The 14,351-nt window shown below is 59.9% G+C and carries 13 protein-coding genes and 2 tRNA genes; 3 read left to right on the top strand and 12 right to left on the bottom strand.

Features of this window, described 5'->3' with window-relative positions; translation table 11 throughout:
• Window positions 1–56: 56 nt before the first annotated feature.
• The 4 genes from SOP97_RS01080 to SOP97_RS01065 form a co-directional block, all read right to left on the bottom strand.
• Window positions 57–500, bottom strand: a complete 444-nt coding sequence (locus tag SOP97_RS01080; protein WP_274087882.1) for a MerR family DNA-binding protein — start codon at window positions 498–500, stop codon at window positions 57–59.
• Between the two features lie 66 nt (window positions 501–566).
• Complete coding sequence (locus SOP97_RS01075) at window positions 567–1,319, bottom strand: MlaA family lipoprotein (RefSeq protein WP_274088004.1); 753 nt, start codon at window positions 1,317–1,319, stop codon at window positions 567–569.
• 16 nt (window positions 1,320–1,335) lie between these two features.
• Complete coding sequence (locus tag SOP97_RS01070; RefSeq protein ID WP_274087883.1) at window positions 1,336–2,634, bottom strand: serine/threonine protein kinase; 1,299 nt, start codon at window positions 2,632–2,634, stop codon at window positions 1,336–1,338.
• A gap of 143 nt (window positions 2,635–2,777) precedes the next feature.
• Window positions 2,778–3,350 carry a hypothetical protein gene (locus tag SOP97_RS01065; RefSeq protein WP_274087884.1) on the bottom strand — a complete coding sequence of 191 codons (573 nt, stop codon included), beginning with the start codon at window positions 3,348–3,350 and terminating at the stop codon, window positions 2,778–2,780.
• A gap of 103 nt (window positions 3,351–3,453) precedes the next feature.
• Here SOP97_RS01065 and SOP97_RS01060 point away from each other — a divergent pair, with 103 nt between their 5' ends.
• On the top strand, window positions 3,454–3,822 hold the full coding sequence (locus SOP97_RS01060) for a hypothetical protein (RefSeq protein ID WP_274087885.1): 369 nt from the start codon (window positions 3,454–3,456) through the stop codon (window positions 3,820–3,822).
• Here the strand turns inward: SOP97_RS01060 and SOP97_RS01055 are convergent, their stop codons facing one another.
• The 5 genes from SOP97_RS01055 to SOP97_RS01035 all read right to left on the bottom strand — a co-directional run bounded on the left by SOP97_RS01055 (window position 3,823) and on the right by SOP97_RS01035 (window position 7,474).
• Entirely contained in the window at window positions 3,823–5,382 is a 1,560-nt protein-coding gene (locus SOP97_RS01055; RefSeq protein WP_274087886.1) for a glycoside hydrolase family 17 protein, read from the bottom strand.
• Window positions 5,383–5,488: 106 nt separating this feature from the next.
• Window positions 5,489–5,713, bottom strand: a complete 225-nt coding sequence (locus SOP97_RS01050) for a DUF2061 domain-containing protein (RefSeq protein WP_274087887.1) — start codon at window positions 5,711–5,713, stop codon at window positions 5,489–5,491.
• Between the two features lie 337 nt (window positions 5,714–6,050).
• Window positions 6,051–6,127, bottom strand: a tRNA-Pro gene (locus tag SOP97_RS01045).
• Window positions 6,128–6,136: 9 nt separating this feature from the next.
• Window positions 6,137–6,212 (bottom strand) — tRNA-Asn (locus SOP97_RS01040).
• 65 nt (window positions 6,213–6,277) lie between these two features.
• Window positions 6,278–7,474, bottom strand: a complete 1,197-nt coding sequence (locus tag SOP97_RS01035; RefSeq protein WP_274087888.1) for an amino acid aminotransferase — start codon at window positions 7,472–7,474, stop codon at window positions 6,278–6,280.
• 186 nt (window positions 7,475–7,660) lie between these two features.
• Between SOP97_RS01035 and uvrB the strand changes: the two genes are divergently transcribed.
• The gene (gene uvrB, locus SOP97_RS01030; RefSeq protein ID WP_274087889.1) at window positions 7,661–9,676 is read left to right on the top strand and encodes an excinuclease ABC subunit UvrB; all 2,016 of its coding nucleotides are present in this window, start codon (window positions 7,661–7,663) and stop codon (window positions 9,674–9,676) included.
• 96 nt (window positions 9,677–9,772) lie between these two features.
• Here uvrB and SOP97_RS01025 read toward each other — a convergent pair whose 3' ends face one another.
• The 3 genes from SOP97_RS01025 to SOP97_RS01015 are packed head-to-tail and all read right to left on the bottom strand — an operon-like array spanning window position 9,773 to window position 13,309.
• Window positions 9,773–10,672 (bottom strand): EamA family transporter, encoded by a 900-nt coding sequence (locus SOP97_RS01025; protein WP_322947758.1) that lies wholly within the window; start codon window positions 10,670–10,672, stop codon window positions 9,773–9,775.
• A 47-nt stretch (window positions 10,673–10,719) separates the two neighbouring features.
• Window positions 10,720–12,270, bottom strand: coding sequence for an MDR family MFS transporter (locus SOP97_RS01020; RefSeq protein ID WP_459349889.1), 1,551 nt, complete (start codon window positions 12,268–12,270; stop codon window positions 10,720–10,722).
• Window positions 12,260–13,309 carry an HlyD family secretion protein gene (locus tag SOP97_RS01015; protein WP_322947756.1) on the bottom strand — a complete coding sequence of 350 codons (1,050 nt, stop codon included), beginning with the start codon at window positions 13,307–13,309 and terminating at the stop codon, window positions 12,260–12,262. Before SOP97_RS01015 ends, SOP97_RS01020 begins: the two co-directional genes overlap by 11 nt.
• 106 nt (window positions 13,310–13,415) lie before the next feature.
• Between SOP97_RS01015 and SOP97_RS01010 the strand changes: the two genes are divergently transcribed.
• Window positions 13,416–14,336 (top strand): LysR family transcriptional regulator, encoded by a 921-nt coding sequence (locus SOP97_RS01010; RefSeq protein WP_322947754.1) that lies wholly within the window; start codon window positions 13,416–13,418, stop codon window positions 14,334–14,336.
• The last annotated feature ends 15 nt before the right edge of the window (window positions 14,337–14,351 follow it).

Raw genomic sequence — 14,351 nt, 5'->3', positions numbered from 1 at the left:
TGTTACTAACGTAGCGCCTTGCAGGACTCTAGCTTGCGAGATCTCAGGCAGCTTGGTTAGTGGGCGGGGCAGGGTGTCGCTGGGCGGCGCTCGATCTGCGGTTCGAAGTCTTCGATCAAACGGCAAATGGCTTGACCGTCAGGGGCGCAATCGTTCTTGTCGGCCCAGTCGTTGAAGGCGTTTTGCATCACCAGCGCCAGGCGTTGGCATTCCTCGATATGCGCCTGCAACGCAGCTAAGCGTTCGTGTAATAAGTCGCGCACCTCGGCGCACGGTGCGTGGCCGTTATCGGCGCTGCTGATGATTTGTTGCGTGTCTTTCAGGCTAAAACCCAGGCGGCGGGCGCGGGCGATAAAACGCAGGCGTTGCAGGTCCGCATTGGAATACTGCTGGTAGCGGTTATCCGGGTTGCGTGTGGGCCTGAGCAGACCAAGGTCGGTGTAGTGGCGTACGGTCTCACTGCTGACTGCCGCAGCTTTTGCCAGTTGGGCGACGCGCATGACCCTTGTTCTCCAGTAGTGCTAGGCCGCATCAGGTTAAAACCTTGGGGCGGCCCTTGGGTCAAGCTACTCGGCAATCTGCAGCTTGCGCGACTCGTGATAGAAGAAGCGAATTTTCTCGTACTCAAATGGCGAGTTGAGCTGGCCGTAGCGGAAGTTCACCGTTGAGCGTTGGTCTACGACCTCCAGTAGCGTGATTTCCGGATGGCTAGTGCTGACCTCGGCGACATTCAGCCAGTTAACCTGGCTTTTCGCCGCAAAGTCAGCAACCAAGCCGCCGGTATCGCGCAGGTTGGATGGGCCCAGTAGCGGCAGAATCAGGTAAGGCCCCGCTGGGGTGCCGTAATAGCCGAGGGTCTGGCCAAAGTCTTCTTTCTGCTTGGGCAGGCCCATCAGCGTGGCCGGGTCCCACAGGCCGGCGACACCAATGGTGGTGTTGAACAGTAGGCGTGCGGTGGTTTGCAGGGTGCGTTTGCCTTTGAACTGCAGCGCACTGTTGAGCAGGTTGGGTACATCCCCCAGGTTACTGAAGAAGTTGCTGACGCCGGTTTGCACCAGCGTGGGCGTGATGTAGCGGTAACCATCGACAATCGGCAGAAATACCCATTCATCGAAGCGGTAGTTGAAGTGGTAAACGCGGCGGTTCCACGACTCTAATGGGTCATAAACATTCAATGCGCTGAGGGTTGAGCGCTCGAATTCACGCTGGTCTAGGCCTGGGTTAAATTGCAGGTGCTGCATCGGCTGCTTGAAGCCGTCGTCGTCGGTCGTGTGCTCTGCGCAGGCCAGGTTGCTGGCCAGCAGCAGGCTAAAAAACACGGCAAGGGAAATAGGCTTAGCCACGGAAAAACTCCAGCATGGCGTCGCTGTTGACGCGGTAGTTGAGGTTGCCGCAATGGCCACCCAGCGGATAAACAGTCAGGCGTTCGCCCATTGTGCGGCGTAGAAAGCCCAGGTCGCCAGGGCCGAGAATGACGTCATCGGCGTTATGCATGACGGCAATTTTGCTGCTGTTTTTCAGGTAGTCAGCCACGGCATATAGGCTGACCTGGTCGATCAGTTGCGCCAGGCTGCCGCCGTCGTAGCGGGCCCGCCACATCGGGATCACTTGTTCGGTCAGGTAGCAATCAAAGTCACACTTCAGCGCATTCTTGAAGAACGGGCTCAGGCTGGTGTTTTCGGTGATTGGATAGTTGATCGGGGTGATCAGGCCGCGGCGGTTGATCAGGTCTGAGGTAAAGGCAATGTCGGCGGAGGAGAAGCGAAACGCCGCACCGATCAGCATGGCCATCTGCTCGTCGCTGAGTTTCTCCTTGGAGTTCTGGAAGTCATAGAGCAGGGCGTCGTTGATATCAACGTAGCCCTTGTCCTGGAAATAGTGGGTCAGCTTGCCCAGTACCAATTCGTAGAAGGTGGTGCTGCTGTCGATCCCTTTAACCTTGGTTTGCACCATGCGGTCGAGGTTGGTCACCGAGGTGTAGAGGTTGACCGGCGGGTTGAGTAGCAAAACGCGCTTGAAGTTGAAGCTGCGACGGGTTTCATCCAGTTCGCTGACAAACGCCGCCTGCAAGGCGCCCAGGCTGTAGCCGGTGAGGTGAAACGCGCTGACTTTCAGCCGCGGATGCTGAGCGCGAACTGCCTGCATGGCGCGGTACAGATCGTCTGCATCGTCACGGGTAATGCCCGGTGTGGCAAAGCGCGAGGCTGAGGACATAAAGTCATAGCTGGTGGGCGATGACAGTTGCACCACGTGATAACCGGCGCCGTAGAACAGCTTCTTCAGGTACTCCGGGGTGCTGCTGGCGTAATGCGCGCCGGTGCCGGCGATGATAAAGATCAGTGGTGCCTCGCCACGTTGCTTGGCCAGGCGGTAGCGCATTTTGGTGACGGGCCAGAAGTTTTCCGGCAGCTCAAATTCACGCCCCGGGCGCAGTTTGATCTGGTAATCACGCTGGTTGATATCGGCATCTGTCGGCAGCTTTGGGCGTAGTTCTGGCGGGGTTGTTACCAGGGTGGCTTCAAAGGCGTTGCTGATGGGGTAGCCATAGCTGTCAGCGTCGATGTCGGCGGCGCTGGCGCTAGTGACCAGAGCCAGGCAGCCGAGAAGGGCAAGCAGGCGAAGGAAATACGGCATGGCTAAATCTCTTGAGAGCGAGGGCTGTTGCTGGTGTCGCAGTGCAATGCGGATCGATTTGACCACATAAGCCCGACCAAGTGCCGTTTAGTTATAGACGCTTCATCCTCAGCTAGGCGCCGCTTTGTTGAGCGCCGGGATGATCAGGGTAGTACAGCCAGCTGTTCGACCCAGATCAGTTCGCAAGCACCGTCGCCGGTGTCCTCACGGCTGAGCGAGCTGACCCAGCGATAACCGTCGTCACCATCAACGCGCACCAGTTGGCCCGCCAGGCGAATCTGCTGGCCCTCTTTGAGCTGTGCCAGGGTTTTGGCCACTTCGGGGGTGGCGGGGATCAGGTGCATGTTGGCGCTGTGCGTCTCGATTTGACGGCGCGCAATGGGCAGTTGCTCAGCGCGCCAAAAGTACCAGCGGTTGCGCTGACTGATACTGATATGGCGCACGACCTCGGGGTCGGCCATCGGCCCCCAGCCAAGCGCCAGGTCGGTCGGCGACAGCTTGGCACCACGGTCGAGGTAATAGTCTTCGCGGGCCAGAATGCGTGCTTCCAGCTGGAAGCTTTGCAGGGCGCTGACGGTGTATTCGGCCACGCGCCAGCTGCCGTTGCTCACTGATGTGCTTGCTGGCAGGTTGCTGGGCGTGGGCAGCAGAATGACCCACAGCATCCAAAGGCCGAGTAGGCTGGCGGTGAGCAGTATTAGGCGGCGTATAAGCATGGCTGGATTTTAGCCGCAGCGACCTTAAATAGGCGATCTTGAGCGTGTTATCGCTGCCGCCTCAGCTTATCCTACGCGCCCTTCTTATCTGCCTGGTTTGCTTATGTCCCGTTACCTGTCCAGTACGGCTCTGTTGATCGCGGCCGCGCTGTGTTTGGCGCTGAGCGTTGCGCTGCGTTATCAGTTGATGGAAGGCGCGCAGTGGGTCGGTCTATGCGTCGATGCCCCGCAGCAGTTGGCTTGCCAGGTGCGCGCAAGCCTTGGCTGGTTGATCCACTTCGGGGTATTGGCCTGGGCTTCGTTGGTGTGTGCCGTGTTGGCATTTGTGCTGCCAGGTGCCTGGGGTAAGCGCCTGGCAGTGCCTGCATTGCTGCTCGCTCTGCCGGCGCTGGTGCTGTACAGCGCGAGCCTTGCGGTATTTGCAGTGGTGCTGGCGCTACTGCGCTGGGTGCGCGCGCCACAAACCGCCTGATCAGGCGGTTTGTGGTTTGGCCCGCAGGCTGCGCCAGAGCGCGGCGACCAGCAACGCGCAAGTCATGGCCCAACCCAGGGCTTGCCAGTTGCTCAGGGTTTCCTGATACAACTGCGGTGCAATGCCCGCGCCGATCAGCAGGGCCAGCAGGGCTACTTCGCGGCGATAACCGGCCACCGGCCGGAATAGATAGACCAGTGCCGGCAGCAAGAGTGCGGCGCTGGGGAGGCTGCGGTAGCGAGCATCCACCACGAGCGCCAGCATCATCACCGCGCCGGCAAAGCCGCTCAGCGCCAGCCAAAGTGCGCCACGGCTGTGCAGCCAATGGAGCAGGCGAGCGCGCCAGCCATCATGGCGACCCAGCAACAGCGCTGCGTGGCTCAGTACCAGCAGGTTCAGCACGATCAGTGCGGCGGCCCAGAGCCATTCGCCGAGGTAGCGACTGGTCACTAGCGCTAACTCAGCAAACAACCCGATACAGGCCGCGCCCAGCGCCGCTAGCAGCGGTAACAGCAGTGCAGCGCGGGGTGAGTGTGGGCGGCCGGCAAGCAGCAGCGTGGTGGCAAACAGGCCCAGGCTCAGCGCCAACCAGGCCGGCCAGTGCGGCAGATTGGAAACGGGCCCGGCGAGGATCGATTTGTCCTGCCGGTCGGCGTCATACAGGCCCCAGTAACCGCCCACGGCGCCTTCGCTGATGCGTTTCCACGGTTGGTCGAAGGCTTCGATCAGGTTGTAGTGCCAGCCGTTTTGTTCGGCCATGGCGACGAAGCCGCGAATGAATTTCGCCTGGTTGACCCGGCTCGGTACGGCGGTTTCGCGCTGACGGCCTTCACTGGGCCAGCCGGTTTCGCCGATCAGAATGTCCTTCGGCGCATAGGCTTTACCAAACGTCTGACGCACCTCGGCGACTTCATGCAGGGCGGTTTCGATGCCCGCGGGGTTGTCTTCCCAGTAGGGCAGCAAGTGGATGGTGATGAAGTCCACCGCCGGTGCGACTTGCGGGTGCTTGAGCCAGAACTCCCAGACATCGGCGTAGGTCACGGGTTGCTTGATCTGTGCCTTGACCTGCTCAATCAGCGCCACCAGTTGTTCGGGTGTGACTTCCTTACGCAGCAAGGCCTCGTTACCGACGATCACCGCCTGGACAACATCCGGGTGTGCGTTGGCGACTTTGACCAGGTTGGCGATTTCAACGGCGGTGTCGGCGGGGTTGCGGCTGACCCAGGCGCCGACGATCAATTTCAAGCCATGCTTGCGCGCCATATTCGGCAAGTCTTCCAGGCCGGTCACCGAGTAGGTGCGCAGGCACTCAAAGCGCTTGGCCAGTATTGCCAGGTCTGCGTCCATGCGCTCGGGGCGCAATTGGATGGGCTGATCGAAGGGCGACTGATCTTTGTCGAACGGCGTGTAGGACGCACATTGCAGCTTGTGCGTCGGGGTCGCGGCATCGGCCAACTCAAGCGATTGGCCAATGCCAAACCACAGGCCGAAAAGTGCTAGCAGACCGAGGAGGCAGGCAAACAGGTAAGGCGCTGCAGGAAAGCGGGAAGTGGCGGGCATGAGCGGGCGCGTGTGGTGGCTGAGCCGCGCATAGTAGCGGATTGCCCCTGCACTTGGCGGGCTGTTTTTGTGCGTGGCTCAGTTGTTTTATGCCGGCATTAATCACTCAGGCTTGGTGATGCAACCAGGCATGTTTCGGCCGTGCATCGTTCGCCACTGAACGGCCTTCAATGCGCTGCCAGACTTTCTCGTGGAAGTAGAAGCCCACTGAGTTGCACAGCGGCTCGATGGCGGCCACCAGACCGCTGGCGGCGATGCTGCCGGTCAGGGCGTAAGTTACGGCGAAGGCAATGCAAAAGTGCATCAGGGTGAAGGTTAGAGTCTTAAGCATGCTGCACCTCAATTGAGAATTACTCTTTATTGAGGTCTAGCCTAGTTGCTCAGGGTTGATTGGAGAAATGTTGTGTATGAATGGATTTAATAGCTTTTGGTAATTGGTTCGGTTGGCTGCCGATGCCGTCATTGGCGGGCCAATCAACAACAGTTTTCAACGTAGCCTGGCGACGGCCTGAGGGATGGTTATCCGTGGATGGCAAGCAATAAAAAACCCGCACTAGGCGGGTTTTTGTTTTCAAGCGTGCTTGAAATGCTGCGTGGTGCTTGATTCAAACCTATCAGCAATTGGTTAAGTACCAATGATGCTTTTAGTTTGTATCGCGACCCAAAAATGGTCGGGGTAGGGGGATTCGAACTCCCGACATCCTGCTCCCAAAGCAGGCGCGCTACCGGACTGCGCTATACCCCGATGAACAACTGGCTCCGCGACCTGGACTCGAACCAGGGACCCAATGATTAACAGTCATTTGCTCTACCGACTGAGCTATCGCGGAACGATGGCGCGTATCCTACTGATTCAAAAGGGGAAGTCAAGCCCTTGATGACTTCCCCTTTGAATTTATAGGACGGCGGCGATGGCTTGGGTCACGGCAGGCAGATTGCGCTGGTTGAGTGCCGCCACGCAGATGCGTCCGGTGCCCACAGCGTAGATGCCGAACTCGTTGCGCAGGCGCTCGACTTGTTCGGTCGTCAGGCCGGAGTAAGAGAACATGCCGCGCTGTTGTGCCACAAAGCTGAAGTCGCGTTTAGCGCCTAGCGCCGCCAGCTGCTCGACCATGGCCATGCGCATGCCGCGAATACGCTCGCGCATTTCACCCAGCTCGGCTTCCCACATGGCGCGCAATTCTGGGCTATTGAGCACAGTGGCCACTACGCTGGCGCCGTGAGTCGGCGGGTTGGAGTAGTTGGTGCGGATCACGCGCTTGACCTGCGACAGCACGCGCCCGGTTTCTTCTTGCGAGCCGGTCACGATGGACAGCGCGCCCACGCGTTCGCCATACAGGGAGAACGACTTGGAGAACGAGCTGGAGACGAAGAAGGTCAGGTCGGACTCAGCAAACAGGCGCACAGCTTCGGCGTCTTGCTCAATGCCATCGCCAAAACCTTGATAGGCGATGTCGAGGAAGGGCACATGCTCGCGCTCGCGCAGAATCTCCAGCACGGCTTTCCAGTCGTCCAGGGTCAGGTCTACGCCCGTCGGGTTGTGGCAGCAGGCATGCAGCACGACGATGGAGCGCACAGGCAGGTTTTTCAGGTCTTCGAGCAGGCCGCCGCGGTTAACGCCGTTGCTGAAGGCGTCGTAATAGCGGTAGTTGCGCACCGGGAAACCGGCGGACTCAAACAGCGCGCGGTGGTTTTCCCAGCTTGGGTCGCTGATGGCGACGGTGGCGTCAGGCAGCAAGCGCTTGAGGAAGTCGGCACCGACTTTCAGTGCGCCTGTACCGCCAATGGCCTGGGTGGTGATCACGCGGCCTTGTTCAAGCAGTGGCGAGCCCTTGCCGAACAGCATGGTTTGCACGGCTTGGTCATAGGCGGCAATGCCTTCGATCGGCAGATAACCACGGGGCGCATGGGCTGCGGTCAGGATGGTTTCCGCTTCGGCCACTGCACGGAGCAGCGGGATGCGCCCTTCTTCGGTGGTGTAAACACCGACGCCCAGGTTGACCTTGGTGGTACGAGGGTCAGCGTTGAATGCTTCGTTGAGGCCCAGGATTGGGTCGCGCGGCGCCATTTCGACGGCAGAGAACAGGCTCATGGGATGCGGCAACTCGAAGAGGAAGGTAAGTATTAAGCAACACCCCGCTACGACTGGCACTAGGGGTTGCGTAAGTGGCCCGGTAGTATACCGGCCCATAACGCGTGTCGCGACAGCGCGCGCATGCATTTCAGTGTTATGACGTAGGCTTTCAGATCGCGTCACAGTCACTTGCCGAGGTCAGTCATGTCCGAGTTTCAATTAGTCACCCGTTTTCAGCCGGCCGGCGATCAGCCGGAGGCGATTCGGCAGATGGTTGAGGGCCTGGAGGCGGGGCTTTCGCATCAGACACTGCTCGGCGTAACCGGCTCGGGCAAGACCTTTTCCATCGCCAACGTGATCGCGCAGATTCAGCGCCCGACCCTGGTCCTGGCGCCGAACAAGACCCTGGCCGCGCAGCTGTATGGCGAGTTCAAGAGCTTCTTCCCGAACAATGCGGTGGAGTATTTCGTTTCCTACTACGACTACTACCAGCCAGAAGCCTATGTGCCGTCCTCCGATACCTTTATCGAGAAGGACGCCTCGATCAACGACCATATCGAGCAAATGCGTTTGTCGGCGACCAAAGCGCTATTGGAACGGCCAGACGCCATCATCGTCACCACGGTGTCGTGCATCTACGGGCTGGGCAGCCCTGAGTCGTATTTGAAAATGGTGCTGCATGTTGATCGCGGCGACAAAATGGATCAGCGCGCCTTGCTGCGACGCTTGGCTGATCTGCAATACACCCGCAATGACATGGATTTCGCCCGTTCGACTTTCCGCGTGCGCGGCGATGTGATCGATATCTTCCCGGCGGAATCCGATCTGGAGGCCGTGCGCATCGAGCTGTTTGATGATGAAGTGGAGAGCATCTCCTCTTTCGACCCGCTGACCGGCGAAGTCATCCGCAAGTTGCCGCGCTTTACCTTCTACCCCAAGAGCCATTACGTCACCCCGCGTGACGTGTTGCTGGAGGCCGTGGAGAAGATCAAGGTCGAGCTGGTCGAGCGCCTGGAATACCTGCGCAGTAACAATAAGCTGGTGGAGGCGCAGCGCCTGGAGCAGCGCACCCGCTTCGATCTGGAGATGATCGTCGAGCTGGGTTACTGCAACGGCATCGAAAACTACTCGCGCTACCTCTCCGGGCGCGACTCCGGTCAGCCACCGCCGACCTTGTACGACTACCTGCCGGACGAAGCGCTGCTAGTGATCGACGAATCCCACGTTTCGGTGCCGCAGGTCGGCGCCATGTACAAGGGCGACCGTTCGCGTAAAGAAACCCTGGTCGAGTACGGCTTCCGTCTGCCCTCAGCGCTGGACAACCGACCAATGAAGTTTGAAGAGTGGGAAGCGGCCAGCCCGCAGACCATCTTCGTCTCGGCCACGCCGGGTAACTATGAGGCCGAGCACGCAGGGCGGGTGATCGAGCAAGTGGTAAGGCCAACTGGCTTGGTCGACCCGCAGATCGAGGTGCGTCCGGCGCTGACCCAGGTCGATGACCTGCTTTCGGAAATCCATAAGCGCGTGGCGATTGAGGAGCGTGTTCTGGTCACCACCCTGACCAAACGCATGGCCGAGGATTTGACCGATTACCTGGCCGACCATGGCGTTAAGGTGCGCTATCTGCACTCGGATATCGATACCGTGGAGCGGGTGGAGATTATCCGTGACCTGCGTATCGGTGCGTTTGACGTGTTGGTGGGGATCAACCTGCTGCGTGAAGGCCTGGATATGCCGGAAGTCTCGCTGGTGGCGATTCTCGATGCCGATAAAGAGGGCTTCCTGCGCTCTGAGCGCTCGTTGATCCAGACCATTGGTCGCGCCGCGCGTAACCTCAATGGTCGGGCGATTTTGTATGCCGACCGCATGACCGGGTCGATGGAGCGGGCGATTGGTGAAACCGAGCGTCGGCGCGACAAGCAGATTGCCTTCAACGAAGCCAATGGCATCACCCCAAAGGGCGTGTTCAAGGACGTTAAGGACATTCTTGAAGGCGCTGTTGTGCCCGGTGCGCGTAGCAAGAAGCGCAAAGGCATGGCCCAGGCGGCGGAAGAAAGTGCGCGTTACGAGAACGAGCTGCGTTCGCCGAGCGAGATCACTAAACGCATTCGCCAGCTTGAAGAGAAAATGTATGCCCTGGCGCGCGACCTCGAATTTGAAGCCGCCGCGCAGCTGCGTGATGAGATCCAGAAGCTGCGCGATCGATTGCTGCAGGTCTGATTGGCTGGGTGTGGGAGGGGCTTTAGCCGCGACAAGGCGCCTGCTTTGTTCGCGGCTAAAGCGGAGTGCCGCCCAGCCCCTCCCACAAAATGCTGTTCAGCGGCGGCCGAAAATAATCAGTACCACGCCGCCCAGGGTAATGCCGCAGGCGAGCATGGCTAACAGGCTGAGGTGCTCGTCCAATAGCAGGTAACCCAGCAGCAGGGCGACGACGGGATTCACAAAGGCAAAGGTCGATACCAGGCTGGGGCGCACTTCGCGCAGTAACCAGAAATAGGCTGGGTACACGCCCAGGCTCACTGGCAGTACCAGGTATGCCAGCCAGAGCCAGGCGTTAGCACTCAGGCTATGCAGGTCGAGGCTTTGCCAGTCACCGTGCCAAAGGCCGAATAAACCCAGCAGCAGTGCGCCGATCAGCATTTGCAGGCTCAGCCCCAGCCAGCTGGAGCGAAATGGCGGGCGCTGGCGCAATAGCCAGGCGCCGCAGGCCCACAGCAGCGTGGCACCGACCACCAGCAGACCGGCTAACCACTGCTCGGTTGAGGCGCTCTGGCCCAGGCCGTTATTCATCAGCAGCACGATGCCACTGCAGGCCAGCGCCAGGCCGCACATCACCCACAGCGGTGGGCGCTCCCCGAGCAGCCATTCCAGCGCCACACTCCAGAGTGGCAGCGTGGTGTAGAGCATGGCGAGCATGCCGGTCGGCAAATACTGGTTGGCGTAGATCAAGGCGCCTTGGCCGACTGTAATTAGGCTTAAGCCCCCCAGCAGTACGCCGCCCCAATCGCTGCGCTGAATACGCAGCTGGCCGCTGAGAATTACCCACGCCAGGGCCAATAGCCCGGCCAGGGAGAAGCGCAGGCTGCCGATGACGAACGGTGGCAGTTCCAGCAGCAGGAAGTGGTTGGCCAGGTAGGTAGTGCCCCAGCCCAGGTAAATAATGGCAAAAGCGCCTATCAGCAACAGTGTGCGGGCGCGTGCAGCGGACTCAGACATGGGTAACCTGAAACAACGCTGCGCCGAGAACCGGCGCAGGGTATGGATTAGTGAGCGGCACCACCTGTGGCGCCGGCAGGCAACTTACGGGTCAGTAGCACGGCGAGCATGCTGATGCCGAGGGCGATGCCAATGCAATGGAAGGCGTCATTGTAGGCCATGATCGCTGCCTGCTGATGGGTGATTTCGCTGAGCTTGGCCAGGGCCGCCTGCTCGCTGCCAAGCTTCTCGGTTAGCAGTGCCAGGCGCTCGGCGACCTGCGGATTGCTCGGTACCAGCGACTCGCGCAGGTAATCGAAATACACCTTGGCGCGGCTGTCGAGCAGGGTGGCGAGGAGGGCGATACCGATGGCGCCGCCAAGGTTGCGCAGAATGTTGAACAGGCTGGAAGCCGAGCCAGCATCCTGCGGCATCACATAGGCGGTGGCGATCAGTGAGATGGTCACCATCACCAAGGGCTGGCCGAGTGCGCGGATGATCTGGATGTGGTTGAACTGCTCGCCGGCAAAGTCCGGATTGAGTACGCCCGAGAGGAAGCTGGCGCCGCCGAACAGGCCAAAGCCAATGGCACAGAGCCACTTCGGTGAGATCTTTTTCATCATCAGTGGCACAAAGGGGATCAGGAACAACTGCGGTACGCCCATCCACATGATTACTTCGCCAATCTGTAGGGCGTTGTAGCCCTGAATCTGCGCCAGGTACAACGGCAGCACATAGATTGAGCCATACAGGCCCATGCCGAGGCCGACGCTGGAAATACTCGACAGGCCAAAGTTGCGCTCGCGCAGCACGCCGAGGTTGATCAGTGGGTTGGGTCTGGATGTCTGCAGGATGAAAAACAGCACCAGGCTGATCGCCGCCACACTGCCCAGGCCGCTGATCAGGCTGGACTCTAGCCAATCCTTGCGATGCCCCTCTTCGAGAAACACCTGCAGGCAGCCGAGCCCGAGGCCCAGGGTGAGGATGCCGGCATAGTCGGTTTTCTTGAGCATTTCCCAGTGTGGGGCTTTCTTTTCCAGGCCATACATCAACCCGGCAATCATCAGCAGGCCCGGCGGCACGTTGATGTAGAAGATGTATTCCCAGCCGAAGTTTTCGGTCAGCCAGCCGCCAAGTGTGGGGCCGATTGACGGCGCGAAGGTGGCGGTCAGGGCAAACAGCGCCATGCCCTTGGCACGGTGATGCTCGGGCAGTTTGATCAGCGTCAGGGTAAACGCCAGCGGGATCAGCGCGCCGCCGGTAAAGCCCTGCATGGCGCGGAAGACGATCATGCTCTCCAGGCTCCAGGCCAGCGAGCAAAGGAGCGAGGAGAACAGAAAGCCGACGGATACCCACACCGCCAGGCGCCGCGCCGAGAGCAACTGCACCAGCCAGGCGGTGAGCGGGATCATGATGATTTCCGCGACCAGATAGGAGGTGGAAATCCACGAGCCTTCTTCCAGGGTGGCCGACAGGGCGCCCTGGATGTCCTTGAGGGAGGAGTTGGTGATCTGGATGTCCAGTACGGCCATGAATGCGCCGAGCATGGCGCTCATCACCGCAATCCAGTCACGCCGGCTCGGTTCGCCTGTGGGGCGAAGCAGGGCATCAGCCGCCATGGCGAGCGTTGTCGTTGATATCGATGGTGACTTCGACCGACATGCCTGGACGGATCAAGCCTTTGAGCGGGTTGTCTGCGGCGAACGTCAGTTTCACCGGGATGCGTTGCACCACCTTGGTGAAGTTGCCGGTGGCATTGTCCGGCGGTAACAGGCTGAACTGTGCGCCGGACGCCGCGAACAGGCTCTCTACCCGCGCTTCGATAGGCGTATCGGGATAACTGTCGAAGGTCAGTTCGGCGCTCTGCCCGGGGCGCATGCGGCCGATCTGGGTTTCCTTGAAGTTGGCTTGAATCCAGATGTCCTGATCCGGCACCAGCGACAACAGGTAAGCGCCGGCCTGGACGACTTGGCCGTTACGTGCGGCGCGCTGACCGATAAAACCGCTGATCGGGGCGTGAATCTGCGTGCGTGTGAGGTTCAGCTCGGCTTGCGCCAGGTCGCTGCGGGCGCTGGAGATCTGTGCTTGCAGGCGCTTGATCTCGGCATTGAGGGTGTTGACCTGCAGGCGCTGGGCTTGCAGGTCAGCCTGGGCTTTGCTGACCTGCGAGCGGGCGATGCGGCTGTCGGCGGCCAGGGTGGTCACGCGCTCTTCGGAGACGAAGCCTGGCTTGCGCAGGGCTTGGGCGCGGGAAAGATCAATCTGCGTACGCCCCAGGGTGGCTTCGCTAGCCGAAACATCGGCTTGGCTGGCAGCAATCAGGCTGGCTTGTTGCTCCAGCGTGCTGCGCGCCTGGCTGAGTTCGGCTTCGTGGGTCGCCAGGGTGGCGATAGCGCGTTGCTTGGCCAACTCAAAATCAGCGCTTTCCAGCACCAATAGCAACTCGCCTTTTTCAACGTACTGATTGTCCTGCACCAGCACTTGCTCAATGCGGGCGCCAAGTTGGCTGGATACGCGAGTGATTTCCCCTTGAACGTAGGCGTTGTCGGTGCTTTCGAGGTAACGCCCGATCAGCAGCCAGTGGCCGAATAGAGCGGCGGCAATCAGGGCGAGAATGGTCAGGAAGATGTACAGGCGGCGTTTAAGTTGGGCGGGCATAGCGTGCGCTCGAGGCTCGGGCAAAAGTGTAAGCAAATTTACCAGTGTTCCTTTAGCGCCTGTAGTCGTTAGACTTCATAAACTTTGTTGCTTATAGGGAACAATCATGGGCTTGGATGATGCGCTGATCTTTACGCGGGTGGTCGAGTGTCACAGTTTCACCCTGGCAGCGCAGGGGCTGGGTATGCAGAAATCGACCGTCAGCCGGCGTATCGCCTTGCTGGAAGAGCGCCTTGGGGTGCGGTTGATCAATCGCACCACGCGAAAATTACGTCTGACCGAGGTGGGGCAGGCCTATTACGAGCGGTGTCGGCAGATCATGCTCGACTTTGCCGAAGCCGAGCAGGCGGTGATGCAACTGCAGCAGGAGCCTTCCGGCTTGTTGCGCATTACCGCGCCGATTGAGTTTGGTCAGTTGTTTCTTGGGCGCGTGCTGGGCGATTTCATGCGCCTGTATCCGCAGATCAATGCTGAAGTGGAGCTAACCTCGCGGCATGTCGATCCGGTTGAGGAGGGCGTGGATATCGCCATTCTGGTCGGTCAGCCGCAGGACTCCACGCTGATCGCGCGCAAGCTCTTTGAGACCCGCCGTCGGTTACATGCCAGTCCCGACTACCTGGCCTTGCACGGTACGCCACGGGCGACGGGTGAGTTGCTGGGGCATCGGGCGATTGTGTTGCCCAATGACTCGCCGCGTTATTGGCCGTTGCTGGGTGAAAGTATTGCCTGTCAGCGCGCATTGGCGTGCAACAACATCACCTTTGCCCGTGAAGCAGCGCTGGCGGGCGCAGGGATTGCCGGTCTACCGGTGATGATCACCGCGCTGGCGGTGGCAGAAGGCCGCTTGATTGAGCTATTGCCAGAAGCCTGCCTGCCTGTCGGTGAGTTGTATGCGGTCTATCCTTCACGGCGCTTCCAGGCCATGAAGGTGAAAACCTTTCTGGATTTCCTGATGGCCAGTTTGCCGCTATCAGATGGCCGGTTGCTGGAGCCAGCGGCGGCCAGCCTGTTAATATCGCGCCCTTGAAATGATTGCCCGTTG

This window comes from Pseudomonas spirodelae (assembly GCF_034653255.1).
GTDB lineage: Bacteria > Pseudomonadota > Gammaproteobacteria > Pseudomonadales > Pseudomonadaceae > Aquipseudomonas > Aquipseudomonas spirodelae.
This window is presented reverse-complemented; position numbering and strand designations above follow the sequence as displayed.